The sequence below is a fragment of the Streptomyces sp. DSM 40750 genome, from assembly GCF_024612035.1.
Lineage (GTDB): Bacteria > Actinomycetota > Actinomycetes > Streptomycetales > Streptomycetaceae > Streptomyces.
The window spans coordinates 5142935-5158499 of sequence record NZ_CP102513.1 but is presented as its reverse complement, the minus strand read 5'-3'; the positions used below and the strand labels follow the sequence as shown (position 1 = coordinate 5158499).

Below are 15565 nucleotides of genomic sequence, written 5' to 3'. Positions count from 1 at the left end.
CTGACGGCATGGGCGGCACCCACATTCTCACCAGGCACCCGGAAGGAGTGAGTCATGCTCGACCATGTCATCAAAGGTGCGACCGTCGTCGATGGGACAGGCTCGCCCGCGTACACCGCCGACGTGGGCCTACGGGACGGCCGTATCGCCGTCATCGGGACGGTCACGGAGGACGCCCGTACGTCCGAGGACGCGGCCGGGCTCGTACTCGCCCCCGGCTTCGTCGATCCCCACACCCACTACGACGCCCAGCTGTTCTGGGACCCGTACGCGACGCCGTCCCTCAATCATGGGGTGACCACCGTCGCGGGCGGCAACTGTGGGTTCACGCTCGCGCCCCTCAACCCTGCCCGGCCCGAGGACGCGGACTACACGCGGCGCATGATGTCCAAGGTCGAGGGGATGTCGCTGGTCGCGTTGGAGGAGGGGGCGCCCTGGAGCTGGCACGGGTTCGGGGAGTATCTGGACGCCCTCGAAGGCCGTATCGCCGTCAACGCGGGCTTCATGGTGGGGCATTGCGCGCTACGGCGGTATGTGATGGGGCCCGATGCGATCGGCGGGCAGCCGGGTGACGAGCAGATGGCCGAGATGCTGCGGCTGTTCCACGAGGCGATGGAGGCGGGCGCGTGGGGGCTGTCGACCACGCAGTCGTCGACACACAGCGACGGGGACGGCAAGCCGGTCGCGTCGCGGCACGCGAAGCCCGCCGAGCTGATCGCGCTGTCGCGGGCGGTGGGCGAACACGAGGGCACGCAGATCGAAGCGATCGTGGCCGGATGCCTGAACCAGTTCAGCGACGAGGAGATCGACCTCTTCGTGGAGATGAGCGCGGTGGCCGGGCGGCCGCTCAACTGGAACGTCCTGACCATCGACGCGGCGGTTCCCGAGCGGGTGCCGAGGCAGTTGGAGGCGAGCGAGCGGGCGCGGAAGGCCGGGGGCCGGGTGGTGGCCCTGACGATGCCGATCCTCACGCCGATGAACATGTCGCTGGGCACGTTCTGCGCGCTGAACCTGATCCCCGGATGGGGGCCGATCCTGGGCCTGCCGGTGCCCGAACGGATCGAGCGGCTGCGCGACCCGGAGGTCCGCGCCGAGATGCTGCGGCGCGCGGACAGCAAGGAGGCGGGCGTCTTCCGGCGGCTCGCCAACTTCGGGCGGTACGTCATCGGGGACACGTACAGCGCGGCGAACGAGGGCCTGACCGGGCGGGTGGTCAACGACATCGCGGCGGAGCGGGGCCAGGACCCCTTCCACTGCCTGGTGGAGATCTGCGCGGCCGACGACCTCCGTACGGTCCTGTGGCCCATGCCCACCGACAACGACCCCGACTCCTGGACCCTGCGCGCCGAGACCTGGCGGCACGAGGACGTGCTCCTCGGCGGCTCGGACGCGGGCGCCCATCTGGACCGTATGTGCGGCGCCCCGTACACCACCCGGTTCATCGGGGACTGTCTGCGCGGCCGGAAGCTGGTCGGGCTCGAACAGGCGGTGAAGATGCTCACCGACGACCCGGCGCGGCTCTTCGGGCTCCGCGAGCGGGGGCGTATCGCCGAGGGGTGGCATGCGGACCTCGTCCTCTTCGACCCGGAGCGCGTCGACGCCGGCAAGGCCACCCTGGTGCACGACCTGCCGGGTGACAGCCCGCGCCTCGACTCCAAGGCGATCGGCGTACGGGCGGTCTGGGTCAACGGCGTCGAGGCGATACGCGACGACGTCGTGACCGGGGCCGTGCCCGGCAAGGTGCTGCGGAGCGGGCGGGACACGCGGACGGTGAGTACGAGGTGAGCCCCAGGTGACGGACGCGCAGCGGTTGTTCATCGGCGGCTCCTGGGTGGAGCCCGCCGGTGGGCACTACGAGGTGATCGACCCGGCGACCGAGGGCGTCGTCGGCCGGGCGCCGGAGGCCTCGCGGGAACAGGTGCACGCGGCCGCCGCCGCCGCCCGCGAGGCCTTCGGCCCGTGGTCACGGACCCCGGCCGTCGAGCGGGCGGCGATCCTGGCCCGTACGGCGGACCACATACGACGCCACACCGTCCCTTACGCCGAACTCGCCCAGGCCGAGACCGGTGCGACGACCGGCACCGCACGAGGCATGCAGGTGGGGGTGGGCGCGGCCCGTTTCCAGCGGTACGCCCGCGTCGAGCCGGTGGAGGAGCCGATCGCCCCCCAGATCAACGAGGCGGGGCCCTTCGGCAAGGCGGCCGTCATGGGCGCCCTCGCCGTACGCCACCCCGTGGGCGTGGTCACCTGCATCACGTCGTACAACAACCCCTGGGCCAACCCGGCCGGCAAGATCGCCCCCGCCCTGGCCATGGGCAACACGGTGGTCGTGAAGCCGGCCCCGCAGGACCCGCTCTCCGTCTACCGCATGGCGGAGGCCCTGGAGGCCGCCGGTGTTCCGCCGGGTGTGGTGAACGTGGTGAGCGGGTCCGGGCCGGACGTGGGCGAGGCGGCGGTCGATGCGCCCGACGTCGACATGGTGAGCTTCACCGGCTCGACGGCGGTCGGACAGCGGATCGCGGAGGTGTGCGGGCGCGGGATGAAGCGCCAGCTGATGGAGCTGGGCGGGAAGGGCGCGGCGATCGTCTTCGACGACGCGGACGTGGGGTCGGCGGTGGCCGGTATCGCCACGACCTTCTCCTTCTACAGCGGGCAGATCTGTACGGCGCCGACGCGGGTGATCGCGCAGCGCGGGGTGTACGACCGGCTGGTGGCCCAACTGGCCGCCTACGCCGGGAAGTTGCGGGTGGGCGACCCGCGGGCCGAGGGAACCGTGGTGGGCCCGGTGATCTCGGCCGCCCACCGGGACCGGGTGGAGTCGTACGTCGAACTGGGCCGCAAGGAGGGCGCGCGGGTGGTGGCGGGCGGTGAACGGCCGCCGTACGACCGGGGTTTCTATGTCGCGCCGACCCTCCTCGCCGACTGCACCCCCGACATGCGTGTCGTACGTGAGGAGATCTTCGGCCCGGTCGTCGTCGTCCTCCCCTTCGACGACGAGGACGAGGCCGTCGCCCTCGCCGACGACAGCGACTACGGCCTCATCGACTACGTCTGGTCGGGGGACGTGGCCAGAGCGTTCCGCGTGGCCCGGCGGCTCCGGGCGGGGGGCGTGGGAGTGAACACCGTCGGCCGCAACATGGAGGCGCCCTTCGGCGGCTTCAAGAAGAGCGGGGTCGGGCGGGACGTGGGGTCGTACGCGCTGCACGCGTACAGCGAGGTGCAGGCGATCGTCTGGCCGGGGTGAGCCGGGTGAGGTCTTCCCATTCGATCGTCGTGAACGCAATGATGATCGAATGCGGCGTGTTCAGCGTGTTCAGCGTATGGAGAAGGCATGGCGAAGTCGCCCCCTCCTCTACCTGGACGTCGACGGGCCGTTGAACCCGTACGCCGCGAAGCCGGAGCGGCGGCCCGCCGGGTACACGACGCATCGGATGAAGCCGGAGGGCTGGCTCGCCCAACACCCCGGAGAGCCTCCGGCGTACGTCAAGCCGCTCCGGGTCTGGCTCAACCCGGACCATGGGCGCCGGCTGCTCGACCTGGGCGAACTCTTCGACCTGGTGTGGGCGACGACCTGGGGCAGTGAGGCGAACACGTTCATCGGGCCGGTCATCGGGCTGCCGGAACTGCCCGTGGTGCACTGGCCCGAGACGCGACGCGACGAGTCGGCGGACGCGGATTCCGGGGCGCCCAGGCTGTTCTGGAAGACCGCGCATCTCGTGGAGCACGCGGCCGGCCGCCCCTTCGCCTGGGTCGACGACGAACTGGGCGCCGCCGACCGGGCCTTCGTCACGGCCCGCCACGGCGCTTCCGCCCTGCTGCACCACGTCGATCCCCGACTCGGCCTGCGCGAACCGGATTTCGCCGCCCTCGCGGCCTTCGCACGCGAGGGCCGGACGGACAGAACAGGCGGAGGGATGGTCGACGGATGATCGTGTGGGTGAACGGCGCCTTCGGGAGCGGGAAGACCACGCTGGTGGAGGAGCTGCGGGGCCGCTGGCCCGAGGCGTTGGTGTTCGATCCGGAGGTGGTCGGATACGTGCTGAGGGAGATCGTGGACGTGCCGACCGGGGACTTCCAGGATCTGCGGCTGTGGCGGCGCCAGGTGGCCGAGTTCGTGGTGGGCCTGGTGGAGGAGTACCGGCGGCCGGTGCTGGTGCCGATGACCTTGGTGAACTCCTCTTACCTGGAGGAGGTGTTCGGCGCGATCGAGGCCGCCGACCTCACCGTCCACCACTTCTTCCTCAAGGTGCCCGAAGACGTACTGGTCGCGCGGATCGACGGCCGGAGCTTCACGCCGGACGCTCCCGAGCAGGACGAACGCGTCCGGCGGTGGTGCAAGGAGCGCATCGCGGCGTGCACGGCCGCGATCGACACCCTGCCCGCCGACACGGTGTTCCTGGACGGCGAGTCGAGCCCCGGTGAGCTGGCCGAGCTTGTACTTCGCCGCGCGGCCGGGTGAGGGCGTGATCCGCCGGTCCGGCCCTAGCCGCTGAGGTCCTGCTCCGCCGGCTCCCCGCGGCCGACCGACAGGGACCAGCGGACGCCCGAGGCGGCGGTGACGGAGACGGTGCCCGCGCGGTCCGCTCCGTCGACGGCGAACCGGTTGTGGATGCTGGTCACTTCGCCTTCGAGACAGTCCATGAAGAAGGAGGCGTCCGTGGGGCGGAGGACGACCTCGATCCTGCCCTTGCCCTCGCAGCTCACCGTGATGGCCAGGGCCTCGCCATCGCCCTTCCGTGCCTTGCCGAACTCCAGGGACGCGCTGTCCTGCGTCCGGCTCTGACGCAGGACGACGCGGTCGCCCAGCAGGTCCGGGGCGCGTTCCGCCAGCTCGCCGGCCTTCTTCGAGTCCGCGGCCGGGGTCGCCTTCGCCGGGTTCGGCTCGGCCGATCGTACGGACCGCTTGTTCGTCCCGGCGTCGCCGTCCGACGAACAGGCGGTGGCGGAGAGGAGGGTGGCCGCCGAGAGCAGCGTCAGGGCGGCGAGTGTGCGGCGCGGCATGCGTGACATGAACGTCCCCCGTCAGTCGGCCCGTTGGTGGCGGGCGAGGTCGTGATCGTGACACCGGGCCGACTACGGCAACAAGGCGAAAGGGCGAGTTCAGAGCCTGATCTGAGGTTGCGGAGAATCGAAGCGTCGGGCCGTTGGGCGCACGCCGCACTCGGACATCGCGGAGGCAGTGGCTCTCCTGGCCTCGGAGCGGGCCCGATTCGTCACGGACGAGATCCGCAACGCGTCGGGCGGCTCGTACGAACGGAACCAGTACGACGGTTCGAGAGTAAATCGCCGTGGAAGGACACCGGTACCCAAGGGGAGGACGCAACGTGGGTTACGAAGCGCTGGTGACCGAGGCGGTCAGAACCCATGTCACGGCCGAGACCGAGAGGTGGTTGCGGGCCGGGCTGTCCACCGAGCGCTGCGACCGCCCGGCGGCCGAGGCCGCGGTCGCCGCCGTATACCGGGCGCATGACATGCCCGCCCCTCGGACGATCGTGTGGATGGACTCACCGCTGGGTGGCGCGCTGGCGTCCTGGACGCTGCGCCACGGGTGGGAGGACCGGCTCGACGGGACGCTGTTCGGCGACGTCGGCGCCGGACCGCCGCTACGGGTGTCGCCGGAGTTCGCCCAGCGGTCGGAGGAGCGGATCGGCGAGCAGCTCCCGGCCGGGGGAAACAGCCGGCCGGGAGCCGGCCGTGCGAGGAGGATGCTGGGCGGCACGTTCTGCGACACCACCAGGGCGGAGAACCAGCTGACGCATGCCCTCGGCCATCCCCTGCACGACCAGCTCGACATGTACTGGTTGAGCGGCGAGCCCGGCGCATACGAGCTGGAGCAGGAGATGAGCAGGATCTTCTCCTGGCCGGACGGCCATCCGCTGGACCACTTCGGCGCGCTGGTACACAGGCACCTGGTGGAGAAACTCCGCGGTCCGGTGCCGGAGCGGATCGTTCAACCCGTCGCGGACGGCGACGTCATCACCCCGCCACCGCCGCCGAGCCGGGAGTGGATCTACTTCCACGAGGAGTTCGGCGGCCACCTGGATACCTGGTTCGACGCGAGGCGGCTGATCCATCGGCGCTGCATGCTGGCTGCCGCCGGCCTGCCCGCGTCACCGGCGCTGGAGGCCGTGCAGGAGGCCCTGTATCGGGTCGGTGGGTGGTGGCCCCTGGAGGACGCCGTCGTCCTCACCGAGCGACCCGTCGTCCTGCGGTACGAGGAGGCGGCACCGGACGGCCCCAAGCCGACGAACGTGCTGTTCAGACCCAAGCCGACGAACACGGTGATCAGCTATGCGGACGGCTACCAGGTGGAGGAGCGGCAGGCCGGGCACTCGGATCCCCGGCAGGCTCGGCCCACGGAGTCGTAGAGCAAGCAGACCGGCTGTCGTCTCACCCCGGTGAGCGACCTGCGGTCACCGTCGTGACGCGGGCGACGGTGCCGATCTCCAGTGCCGTCCACAGCGAGCCGTCCGGGCCCAGGGCGATGCCGTGGGGTTCCGAGGACGGGGTGGGCAGGTCGTGTTCCTGGATGTCGTGGCTACGGCCGTCCGTGGTGATCCGGCCCACGCGGTTGGCGCCCCACTCGGTGAACCAGCAACTGCCGTCGGCGCCCGCGACGATGGCGTGCGGGCGTGACGCGCGGTCCGGGAGGGGGAATTCGTCGATCTTCCCGTCCGGTGTGATCCGCCCGATCCGACCGGCCCCGATCTCGACGAACCACATGGCCCCGTCGCCACCGGCGGCGATCCCCACCGGGCCGCTGCCCGGCGTAGGCAGCGGGTGGACCGTGACCTCACCGTCGAGCGTCATGGCACCGATCGCGTTCGCCTGGTTCATCGTGAACCACAGGCGACCGTCCGGCCCGGCGGCGATGGCCGACGGGAACGCACCGGAGAGCGGCAGCGGGAACTCGTCGACCTCCCCCTCGGTCGTGATCCGGCCGATCCGGTCGGCCCCCGCCTCCGTGAACCACAGCGCGCCATCGGGGCCGACGGCGATCCCGAACGGGCCGGCATCCGGCGTCGGCAACGAGAAGGACGTGAGCTCCCCGTCCGTCGTGATCCGGCCGATCCGATGCCCCCGGAACTCCGTGAACCACAGCGCCCCGTCGGCCCCGGCAGCGATGACGGACGGTCCGCCGGAGCTCGATTCGAGCGCGAAGGAAGTGGTCTCACCGCCGAGCGTGATCCTGCCGATCCGCCCGGCATGGACCATGGTGAACCACAGCGCGCCGTCCGGCCCGGTGGTGATCCCGTACGGCCCCGCCTCGGCGCCGGAGACGGGGAACTCCGTGATGGATACGGTCGTCGGGCGAGCAGGCATGGCTTCGGGTTCCTCGGTCGGCTCTCGGTGGTCGACGCACAGCGTTCCAGAGCCTTCCCGTCGTGTCGCGCGGAATTCGGCCTGGACGGCAGCGAGTTGGCGGCGAGGCCCGGTATTTTCGCCCGCATGGCTGACGAGATCTTCCATGACCGACGGCTGGCCGAGCTGTACGACCCGCTCGACCCCGACCGTGGTGATCTGGACGCCTATCTCCTGCTCGCGGAGGAGTTCGGCGCGAGGAAGGTGCTGGACATCGGGTGTGGGACGGGCGTGTTCGCGCTGCTGTTGGCGGAGCGTGGGGTGGAGGTCGTGGGGGTCGATCCGGCCGGGGCCTCCCTCGATGTCGCGCGGGCCAAGCCGGGGGCGGACCGGGTCCGGTGGATCCACGGTGACGTCACGGCACTTCCGCCCCTGACGGTCGACCTCGTCACGATGACGGCCAACGTGGCGCAGGCGATCGTCGACCCGGAGGTATGGCGACGAACACTCGCGGGCGCCTACGAGGCACTGCGCCCGGGCGGCCGTCTCGTCTTCGAGACCCGCGACCCGGCCAGGCGGGCCTGGGAGGCGTGGAATCGCGAGGACTCGTACGCGGTCACCGACGTACCGGGGCTCGGCGCGGTGGAGAGCTGGGTGGAGCTGATCGAGGTCGCCGGCCCGCTGGTGACCTTCCGCTGGCACTACGCCTTCGATGACGACGGCGGCGGCACCGGCACTGGCGCCGCCCTCACCTCCGACTCCACCCTCAGATTCCGCGAACGGCAGGACGTCGAAGCGGATCTGGCCGCGCACGGCTATGTGCTGGAGGACGTGCGGGACGCTCCCGACCGGCCCGGGAGGGAGTTCGTGTTCGTGGCATGTCGACCAACGGCGGTGTGGCCGATCCAAGCCTTTTGTCCAACCGCTACGGCAAACATGGGGCGGGACAAGTCCTAGTAATCCATGGCCACCACCACGTAAAGGCACGCGAGGACCGCGACCACGGAGACAGCGGCCAAGGCGATCAGCGCACAGCCGAGCGCTCCCGTGGTCCCGGCGATCGCCGCCCAGCCGAACCGTGTTGCTCGTTCGGCCTGTTGGACCGCGTCGTGGCAGTCACTGTCGTCGTCCCAACCGCGATCAGCCATCACCACCACCCCCTCCTCACCGCCGCAGTCCGAAGGACCCGGTGAACCTGTGCGGTCACAGTACCTAGCCACCGAGCAGCAGCAGGTAGAGGAGCGTGACGACGGATGCGCCCACCACGAGGGCGGCTCCGAGCCGCTCGTCGCGGTAGGCGATGTAGGCGGCGAGGCCACCCGCGGCGGCGAGAACGATCACGTTCAGCTTGTCGACAGGATTCATGGCCGGGTGCGTCTCCCAGGTGTGCGGGACCCGCCGCGACCGTGGAACAGCCTTGGTCGTCCGGGCGGGCCGTGCTCAAGTCCCCCCAGCAGCACGTCACGTCCGTTCGGGGGCCCCGCGGTGCGAGGTGGGCAATACCCTGACCCGACTGCGTGATGGTGAGCATCTGCGCCAAGCTTGTTGCCGCCAGAACGTGTCGGCCCCCTTCGCAGTGACGGTGAGCACCACATGAGAGACAACCAGCCCCAGGACGCCGGGGACTCGCTGGAACACATGGAAGCCGCCGACACCCGTGAGGGCTTCGCCCAGCTGTTGCGCCTGCTGTTCGCCCGGGCCGGCAGAAGCACCAACGACTTCGAAGCGGCCCATGGTTTCAAGGACGGGACGGTCTCCAAACACCAGACGGGCAAGACGGTCCCACCCCTGGCGTTCGTCGAGGCGCTGCTGAACGACGTCCGGATGCGCAACGGGCTCACGGACGACGCGGAGCACGAGATCCTCAACGCCTACGGGCGTCTGCTGCGCCGCCTCAACCAGGACGGCACCGCGCACAACCTGCACAAGGTGATGCTGCAGCTGTACGAGTGCAAAACGGCCCTGCGCACACTGACCGGCGCCATCTCGGCGACGCTGCACGAATTGGTGGGCGTGCAGGAGGAGTTGTCCAGGATCCGCGAGGCCCAGCAGGCGGGCGAGTCCGCAGACCGAGGGCGGAAGGAGGAACTCGACACACGGCACCAGCAGCTGGCTGCCCGTCAGAGCGAGCTCGTGGCCCAGCGCGAGGCAACCGTAGGGGACCTGAACACGTACGAACAGCAGTACCGGCAGCTGGCCGAGCGGGACGGTTCCTACCCCTTCCGCACCAGTCACGCCCTGGGCGGTGACCATGTTCCCCCGGCGCTCCCGGCGGTCGGGGACCATGCGCCCCGTCCCCCGCGCGGCCGCTCCCCGCTGACTCAGGTGCTGGTGGCGACGGTGGTCCTGGTGCTCGGCATCTTCCTGATCCACCGCCTCACCGAACCAGACCCCGGCACGACAACGGACGGCCGGGGCGACCCGGCGAACACCGCGGGCCGGAACGAGTCGCCCGGCACCACACCGCCCACGAGGGCCGGGGCCGGCGGGCCTCCCGCGGACTCGGACACTCCGGGACCGACGGAGTCCCCCGGCGAGGCGCCCGCCAGCCGTCCCCCGGCGTCCCCCCGGTACCTGGCTGATCTGAACGCCACGGGTGACGCCTGGGCACAGGGAACCTGGTACCTGGGAGGCACCCGCCACGACCACAGCCTGGCCTGGACACGCCCGTGCAACGACGGCGAACAGTGGGTCGTGTTCGCGCTGCCCGGCTCCTACCGGCGCCTGACGGCCACCGTCGGAGTCTCCGACTACGCCAATGACATCGACAAGGGCGAGACGGCGCACTTCCGTGTGTACGCCGACGCCAACCACGACGGAGAACCACAGGGCAGCGAACAGATCTCCTCCCGCGCGGCCCTGTACGGCAAGCCCGGCCGGATCGACGCCCAGTTGCAGGGCGCGACCCAGATCATCCTGCTCACCGAATCCCCGCAAGACTGCCTCTTGTCCCCGGCCGTCTGGGGCGATCCCCGAGTGTCGTGACAGGGCCGTCACCGCTGTCCGCGCTCACGCGGGCGCAGCGGAAGGCCCCTAGCCGCGCAGGTCCACCCGTACCGTCAGCAGCTCCGCCCCCAGCACCCGCACCGCCGCGCTGTTCATGCGGGGCAGCGTCCGCAGGCGGGCGATCGGGTCGTCGTCGGGGAGGAGGTGGGCCGTGCCCTCGTGCCAGCGGCCCCGGATGCGGACGCGGACCGATGGATCGGCCTTGATGTTGCGGATGTAGTGGGACTTCTCGCCGTATTCGGAGACGAGCCAGAATGCGTCGCCGACGCGGCGGCCGCCGATGGGGGTGCGGCGGGGGAGGCCGGAGGTGCGGCCGGTGGTCTCCAGGACGGTCTGGAGCGGGACGCGGCGCAGGACCGGGTTGGCGACGTGGCGTTGGAAGGCCGTGACGACACGTTGCTTGAGGTTCGCGTGGTCCGCATTGCGGGACATCGGCTTGGTTCTCCTCGGGGAGTGGGAGGTACGGATTACAGGATCGGGTACGGGGTGAGGGCGGTGGGTGCCGGTGCGGGTCGTGACGTGGAACCTGTGGTGGCGGTTCGGACCGTGGCAGGAGCGGCAGAAGGCGATCCTCGCCGTGCTGCGTGAACTGCGGCCCGACGTCGTCGGGTTGCAGGAGGTCTGGGAGCAGGACGGCGAGAACGGGGACCGGGAGAATCTGGCCGCGTGGCTCGCCGAAGAGCTCGGCATGCACTGGGCCTGGGGCGCGTACGGCGATCCCGAGGCCTGGCAGCGGCGGATCGGCGACCCGAGTGTCGGGATCGGGAACGCCGTGCTCAGCCGGTGGCCCGTCCTGGCGGAGGCCGCCATCGGGCTGCCGACGGGTGAGGGCGACAGCGGGCGCGGCGCGCTCCACGCCCTCCTCGACGCGCCGGGCGCGCCCGTCCCCTTCTTCACCGCCCACCTCAGCTCCGCGACCGACGCCTCCGCCGTGCGCTGCCGTCAGGTCACCACGCTGGTCGAGTTCGTCGCCCGCCACCGGGGCGGGGGCGGCTTCCCGCCCGTGATCACCGGGGACTTCAACGCCTGGCCCGACTCCGACGAGGTCCGGCTGCTCGGCGGCTACAAGACCGCGCCCGCCCTACCCGGGCAGTGCTTCTTCGACGTCTGGGAGTACGCCGAACCGGGCGCGCCGTCGGCCACCTGGGACACGGCGAACCCGTACGTCGCCGGGACCTTCGGGCCGAGCGTACGCGTCGACTACATCCACGTCGGGCCGCCGGGTCCCGGCGGCGTCGGTCACGTGCGCGGCGTACGGCGGGCGGGCGACGGCTCCGTCGACGGCGTATGGCCCTCCGACCACGTGGCCGTCGTCGCCGACCTGGCGGACGGGGCCGACCTGGCGGACGGGGCGGACGGGGCGGACTGAGGGCCCCGGTCGCCCCCGGCCGCCCTACCCTCCACGTGCCCTACGGCTTCCGGCCCAGACCGCCATGCTGCCCGATCGGCTTCGGCTCGCTCTCCTCCGTGCCGTCCGGGTGCCACAGCGGTACGGAGACGATGCCGGGCTCGACCAGCTCCAGGCCCTCGAAGAAGCCGGCGATCTGGTCGATGGGGCGGAGGAAGTACGGGACGGCGCCGGTCTCGTTGTAGGCGTCCTGGGCGAACTCGTAGTCGGGGTCGGTGCCCCGGGAGCCTTCGTTGATGTTGAGGTAGCTGCCGGAGGGCAGGCCGGCCAGGAGGCGGCGGACGATGTCGCGGGCCTGGTCGTAGTCGCCGACGTGGCCCAGGATGCCGCTGAGGATCAGAGCCGTGGGCCGGGACAGGTCCAGGGTCCTGGCGGCGGCCTCCAGGATGTGCTCGGGGTCGTAGAGGCTGGCGTCGACGTACGCCGTGGCGCCCTCGGGGGAGGAGTAGAGCAGGGCGCGGGCGTGGGCGAGGACCATGGGGTCGTTGTCGACGTAGACGATTTTCGCCTCCGGCGCGCTGCGCTGGGCGACCTGGTGGGTGTTGTCGGCCGTGGGCAGCCCGGTGCCGACGTCCAGGAACTGCCGGATGCCCTCCACCTCCACCAGATGCCGGATGCTGCGCCGCAGGTACGCGCGGCTGCTGCGGGCGATGGTCACGATGCCGGGGTAGGCGCCGGCGTACGCGTCGCCGGCCGCCTCGTCCACCGGGTAGTTGTCCTTGCCGCCCAGCCAGTAGTTCCAGATGCGGGCGGAGGCGGGCACCGAAGTGTCGACCTTCTCCTTGGCCGCCGTAGCCGCCGCGTCGGGCGTCGTCGCGTCGGGCGTGGTCGCGTGATCGGTCATGGGCGCCGTCTCCTCCACCGTGCAGATGCGTCACACATACAGACGCACGTGTTGTGTCGAACCAAACCTAAGGCCCAACACAGGTGTTTCGTACGGGGGTTCCCCCTCACCTTCCCGCCGGCTGCTGTCGCCGCCTATCGCCGCCCGAGGAAGATCGGGTTCGTGAAGGCCGCCATCGGGCCCGGGAAGCCCGGGATCACCGGCGGGCGGCGGACCTCGGCGCGTACGTACGCCGCGTACGAGGCCGTCGTACGCCACTGAGCCGAGCCGGCGCCGGACGCCGGGATTTCGGCGGAGGTGAACAGGACGCCCTGGTCGGTGACGAAGCGGATGGCGCAACCGGCGGAGCCCGTCGCCTCCAGACGGACGGTGACCGGGGTGTCCGGGTCCACCTTCAGCCGCTCGCCGATGCCCGCGTGCTCGCCGCGCGCCCCGGACGCCGTGAAGGTCACGGAGATGTCCTTGGACTCGGCGACGTACGAGCGGCCGGCCCGCAGCCCCTCCTGGATGGCCTCCCTGGTCAGGTCGTCGGCGAGGACGACCGTCTGGGGACGGCCCACGGGGTCGGGGTCGCGGTGGGCGTCGCTGTTGCCCATCGCCGGGATCCAGTCCTGGCGGCCCTCGCGCACGGCCGCCACGAGCATGCCGTCCCAGTCGGCGAGGGCGACCTCGTCCTCGGGCGAGTACGCGCCGTTCCAGACCTCCACCGCGTCCGCCTCGCCGAAGCCGAACTTCCAGTTGCAGCCGATGCAGGTGGCGTGCGGATGGGCCGGGACGACCAGGCCGCCGGCGCGGCGGATCTGCCGGGCGTACTTGCCGAACCGGTTGTCCCGGGCCCGGTAGCGCCAGTCGATGAACGTCCCCGGGTCGGCGCCGAGGGCCAGCACATGGCCGTTGCGCGTCGTGACCTCCTCGCCCAGCAGGATCAGCAGTTCGCCGTCGGGATGGGGGCCCGCGTGCTCGGCCCAATGGGCGTGCGCGGAATGGGTGTTGTGCTCCGAGCTGTTGATGAAGTCGAGCCCCGCGGCCCGCGCCAGCGCCGCCAGCTCGGCGAGCGTACGGCGGCCGTCGGAGTACCACGAGTGGAGGTGGCAGTCGCCCCGGTACCAGGCCCGGCCCCGCCCCTTGGCCCGCTCCGGCGGGTACACCGGTTTCACCTGCGTGGCCGGCCGGCCGTAGGTGAGGGTGATCGTGATCTCGTACGGCAGGCCCTCCGGCGCCACCGTGTACGGGCCCAGCGCGATGTGCCAGGTGCCGGGGCGGACCGGGCCGGGGATGTAGCCCGGGGTCGCCTCGTCCACCCGGATGAAGAACTCCGTACGGGCGCCGCCCGACCAGCCCCTGAAGCCCTTGCCGCCGAGGTCGGTGCCGCGCTCGTCGAAGACACCGATGTCGAGCGCGTTGCCCGCGGTGCCGGCCGGGACGGGCGGTCTCTCGTAGGTGTACGAGACCTTCAACTCCCGTACGCCGCCCGGTACTTCGACCGGCAGATACACGAAATCGGGGGAACCGGCCGGGAGGGTGCCCCGGATGGTCTTCGTCTCCTGGCCGCCGTCGACGGCCTCGGCGCCGCTCGTCCCAAAGGTCACGCTTCCCAACGTAAGCGCGGCGGCGGCCGACGTCACGAACAACGCACGCCTTCCCAGTCCGGTCCCGTCGCCGTGGTGGTCGTCGCACATGCTGCTGCTCCCCAGGTCGTCGTGAGTGACATGGCATGGGTGGTGCAGGGATGGTGCGTGCCACCTTCGTATGCGGTGGTGAACTGCGGGGCAAGAGAAGGGAATCGCCAGTTTTCCTTATGGGTTCTGCTCGCGGCTCTCCTCATGCCGTGCAGACGTCCGTCAGTTCGTTGGCGGCCGCGTCGATCCGGCTGGAGTCGGGGTCGGTGTCGCCGTTCAGGACGGCCGCGGGGGTGGTGGGCGGCCAGGAGGCGCCCGGGCCGGGCCGGCTGGGCCGGGCTGTCGGTCGCCGACCCGCCCGGTGCCTTGCTTGGACCCCCCTGGCGGAGCTTGACCTGAGGGGAGGCCGCCCGACCAGTAGGTGCCGACCGGTCGGTATGGACATCCGTCACGGGAGCCGCTAGAGATGACCGCATGCGCATCTCCGTGACGGTCTTCCTCACCGACGAGACGATCACTCCGACCCGGCTCGCCCGCGAGCTGGAGCAACGCGGTTTCGCGGGGCTCTACCTCCCCGAGCACACGCACATCCCCGTCGAGCGGACGACCCCGTACCCGGCCGGCGGGGAACTGCCGCGCGAGTACGGCCGCACCCTCGACCCCTTCGTCGCGCTCGGCCAGGCCGCCGCCGTCACCGAGCGGCTGGGTCTCGGCACCGGCATCACGCTCGTCGCCCAGCACGACCCGATCGACCTCGCGAAGCAGATCGCGACCGTCGACCACCTCTCCGGCGGCCGCCTCACCCTCGGCCTCGGCTACGGCTGGAACGTGGAGGAGGCCGCCGACCACGGGGTCGAGTGGCGCACCCGGCGTGAGCTGGTGCGGGACCGGATGGCACTGATGCGGGCGCTGTGGGCGGAGGAGCCGACAGCGTACGAGGGGGAGTTCGGGAGCGTGCGGGCGAGTGAGGCCCACCCCAAGCCGGTGCGCAAGCCGCGGGGGCCGGTGGTGGGGCCGCGCACGCTGATCGGTGGGGCGGCGGGGCCGAAGCTGTTCGCGCACATCGCCGAGTACGCGGACGGGTGGCTGCCGATCGGGGGGCGGGGGCTGGGGGAGGCGCTGCCGGTGCTGCGGGCCGTGTGGGCCGACGCCGGGCGCGACCCGGCGGGGCTTCAGGTGGTGCCGTATGCGGTGCACCCGAGTGCGGGGAAGCTGGCGTACTACGAGGAGTTGGGGATCGAGGAGGTCGTGGTGCAACTGCCTCCGGCGGGGGAGGCCGAGATCCTGGGGGTGCTGGACTTGTACGGCGCGTTTTTGGGGTGACGGGTGTGGGGGGCCGGGGTGGGGCGCCCATGGGGGTGCGCCCCTTTCGGAGGCCCGCCCCCG

16 protein-coding genes are annotated in these 15565 nt (G+C 71.3%); 9 read left to right on the top strand and 7 right to left on the bottom strand.

All coding sequences use genetic code 11. The features are described from left to right. Positions 1 to 54: 54 nt before the first annotated feature. From JIX55_RS22985 to JIX55_RS22970, 4 genes are all read left to right on the top strand, one after another. The gene (locus tag JIX55_RS22985) at positions 55 to 1785 is read left to right on the top strand and encodes an N-acyl-D-amino-acid deacylase family protein (protein WP_257565190.1); all 1731 of its coding nucleotides are present in this window, start codon (positions 55 to 57) and stop codon (positions 1783 to 1785) included. Between the two features lie 7 nt (positions 1786 to 1792). Next, a complete protein-coding gene (locus JIX55_RS22980; RefSeq protein WP_257565189.1) occupies positions 1793 to 3244 on the top strand; it encodes an aldehyde dehydrogenase family protein in 1452 nt (483 codons plus the stop codon). A gap of 76 nt (positions 3245 to 3320) precedes the next feature. Beyond that, on the top strand, positions 3321 to 3929 hold the full coding sequence (locus JIX55_RS22975) for an HAD domain-containing protein (protein WP_257565188.1): 609 nt from the start codon (positions 3321 to 3323) through the stop codon (positions 3927 to 3929). After that, on the top strand, positions 3926 to 4459 hold the full coding sequence (locus tag JIX55_RS22970; RefSeq protein ID WP_257565187.1) for an ATP-binding protein: 534 nt from the start codon (positions 3926 to 3928) through the stop codon (positions 4457 to 4459). Before JIX55_RS22975 ends, JIX55_RS22970 begins: the two co-directional genes overlap by 4 nt. Before the next feature lie 23 nt (positions 4460 to 4482). On the opposite strand, the gene JIX55_RS22965 is transcribed toward JIX55_RS22970, so the two are convergent. Continuing rightward, entirely contained in the window at positions 4483 to 5010 is a 528-nt protein-coding gene (locus JIX55_RS22965) for a hypothetical protein (RefSeq protein ID WP_257565186.1), read from the bottom strand. A gap of 314 nt (positions 5011 to 5324) precedes the next feature. On the opposite strand from JIX55_RS22965, the gene JIX55_RS22960 reads away from it, so the two are divergent. Further along, positions 5325 to 6368, top strand: a complete 1044-nt coding sequence (locus JIX55_RS22960; RefSeq protein ID WP_257565185.1) for a hypothetical protein — start codon at positions 5325 to 5327, stop codon at positions 6366 to 6368. 22 nt (positions 6369 to 6390) lie between these two features. Here the strand turns inward: JIX55_RS22960 and JIX55_RS22955 are convergent, their stop codons facing one another. Beyond that, on the bottom strand, positions 6391 to 7323 hold the full coding sequence (locus JIX55_RS22955; protein WP_257565184.1) for a Vgb family protein: 933 nt from the start codon (positions 7321 to 7323) through the stop codon (positions 6391 to 6393). Between the two features lie 126 nt (positions 7324 to 7449). Between JIX55_RS22955 and JIX55_RS22950 the strand changes: the two genes are divergently transcribed. Next, the gene (locus tag JIX55_RS22950; protein ID WP_257565183.1) at positions 7450 to 8259 is read left to right on the top strand and encodes a class I SAM-dependent methyltransferase; all 810 of its coding nucleotides are present in this window, start codon (positions 7450 to 7452) and stop codon (positions 8257 to 8259) included. Here the strand turns inward: JIX55_RS22950 and JIX55_RS22945 are convergent. Continuing rightward, positions 8256 to 8450 (bottom strand): hypothetical protein, encoded by a 195-nt coding sequence (locus JIX55_RS22945; protein WP_257565182.1) that lies wholly within the window; start codon positions 8448 to 8450, stop codon positions 8256 to 8258. The genes JIX55_RS22950 and JIX55_RS22945 overlap by 4 nt on opposite strands. A gap of 64 nt (positions 8451 to 8514) precedes the next feature. Further along, positions 8515 to 8667 (bottom strand): hypothetical protein, encoded by a 153-nt coding sequence (locus JIX55_RS22940; protein WP_257565181.1) that lies wholly within the window; start codon positions 8665 to 8667, stop codon positions 8515 to 8517. A 228-nt stretch (positions 8668 to 8895) separates the two neighbouring features. Here JIX55_RS22940 and JIX55_RS22935 point away from each other — a divergent pair, with 228 nt between their 5' ends. Further along, positions 8896 to 10287: an NPCBM/NEW2 domain-containing protein gene (locus JIX55_RS22935; protein WP_257565180.1), complete on the top strand. Its 1392-nt coding sequence runs from the start codon at positions 8896 to 8898 to the stop codon at positions 10285 to 10287. Positions 10288 to 10335: 48 nt separating this feature from the next. Here the strand turns inward: JIX55_RS22935 and JIX55_RS22930 are convergent, their stop codons facing one another. Then, a complete protein-coding gene (locus JIX55_RS22930; RefSeq protein ID WP_257565179.1) occupies positions 10336 to 10740 on the bottom strand; it encodes a nitroreductase family deazaflavin-dependent oxidoreductase in 405 nt (134 codons plus the stop codon). Positions 10741 to 10813: 73 nt separating this feature from the next. Between JIX55_RS22930 and JIX55_RS22925 the strand changes: the two genes are divergently transcribed. After that, positions 10814 to 11677, top strand: a complete 864-nt coding sequence (locus JIX55_RS22925) for an endonuclease/exonuclease/phosphatase family protein (protein WP_257565178.1) — start codon at positions 10814 to 10816, stop codon at positions 11675 to 11677. 40 nt (positions 11678 to 11717) lie between these two features. Here the strand turns inward: JIX55_RS22925 and JIX55_RS22920 are convergent, their stop codons facing one another. Further along, a complete protein-coding gene (locus JIX55_RS22920) occupies positions 11718 to 12560 on the bottom strand; it encodes an SAM-dependent methyltransferase (RefSeq protein WP_257565177.1) in 843 nt (280 codons plus the stop codon). A 134-nt stretch (positions 12561 to 12694) separates the two neighbouring features. Then, positions 12695 to 14239, bottom strand: coding sequence for a CehA/McbA family metallohydrolase (locus tag JIX55_RS22915; RefSeq protein WP_257565176.1), 1545 nt, complete (start codon positions 14237 to 14239; stop codon positions 12695 to 12697). Between the two features lie 414 nt (positions 14240 to 14653). Between JIX55_RS22915 and JIX55_RS22910 the strand changes: the two genes are divergently transcribed. Then, entirely contained in the window at positions 14654 to 15502 is an 849-nt protein-coding gene (locus JIX55_RS22910; protein WP_257565175.1) for an LLM class F420-dependent oxidoreductase, read from the top strand. Positions 15503 to 15565: the final 63 nt, after the last annotated feature.

Bases quoted from the DNA above. Each gene is read 5' to 3' on its own strand.
- JIX55_RS22985 (WP_257565190.1), top strand. From the start codon at position 55: ATGCTCGACCATGTCATCAAAGGTGCGACCGTCGTCGATGGGACAGGC.
- JIX55_RS22975 (WP_257565188.1), top strand. From the start codon at position 3,321: ATGGAGAAGGCATGGCGAAGTCGCCCCCTCCTCTACCTGGACGTCGAC.
- JIX55_RS22970 (WP_257565187.1), top strand. From the start codon at position 3,926: ATGATCGTGTGGGTGAACGGCGCCTTCGGGAGCGGGAAGACCACGCTG.
- JIX55_RS22965 (WP_257565186.1), bottom strand. From the start codon at position 5,010: ATGTCACGCATGCCGCGCCGCACACTCGCCGCCCTGACGCTGCTCTCG.
- JIX55_RS22955 (WP_257565184.1), bottom strand. From the start codon at position 7,323: ATGCCTGCTCGCCCGACGACCGTATCCATCACGGAGTTCCCCGTCTCC.
- JIX55_RS22950 (WP_257565183.1), top strand. From the start codon at position 7,450: ATGGCTGACGAGATCTTCCATGACCGACGGCTGGCCGAGCTGTACGAC.
- JIX55_RS22945 (WP_257565182.1), bottom strand. From the start codon at position 8,450: ATGGCTGATCGCGGTTGGGACGACGACAGTGACTGCCACGACGCGGTC.
- JIX55_RS22940 (WP_257565181.1), bottom strand. From the start codon at position 8,667: ATGAATCCTGTCGACAAGCTGAACGTGATCGTTCTCGCCGCCGCGGGT.
- JIX55_RS22935 (WP_257565180.1), top strand. From the start codon at position 8,896: ATGAGAGACAACCAGCCCCAGGACGCCGGGGACTCGCTGGAACACATG.
- JIX55_RS22930 (WP_257565179.1), bottom strand. From the start codon at position 10,740: ATGTCCCGCAATGCGGACCACGCGAACCTCAAGCAACGTGTCGTCACG.
- JIX55_RS22920 (WP_257565177.1), bottom strand. From the start codon at position 12,560: ATGACCGATCACGCGACCACGCCCGACGCGACGACGCCCGACGCGGCG.
- JIX55_RS22915 (WP_257565176.1), bottom strand. From the start codon at position 14,239: ATGTGCGACGACCACCACGGCGACGGGACCGGACTGGGAAGGCGTGCG.
- JIX55_RS22910 (WP_257565175.1), top strand. From the start codon at position 14,654: ATGCGCATCTCCGTGACGGTCTTCCTCACCGACGAGACGATCACTCCG.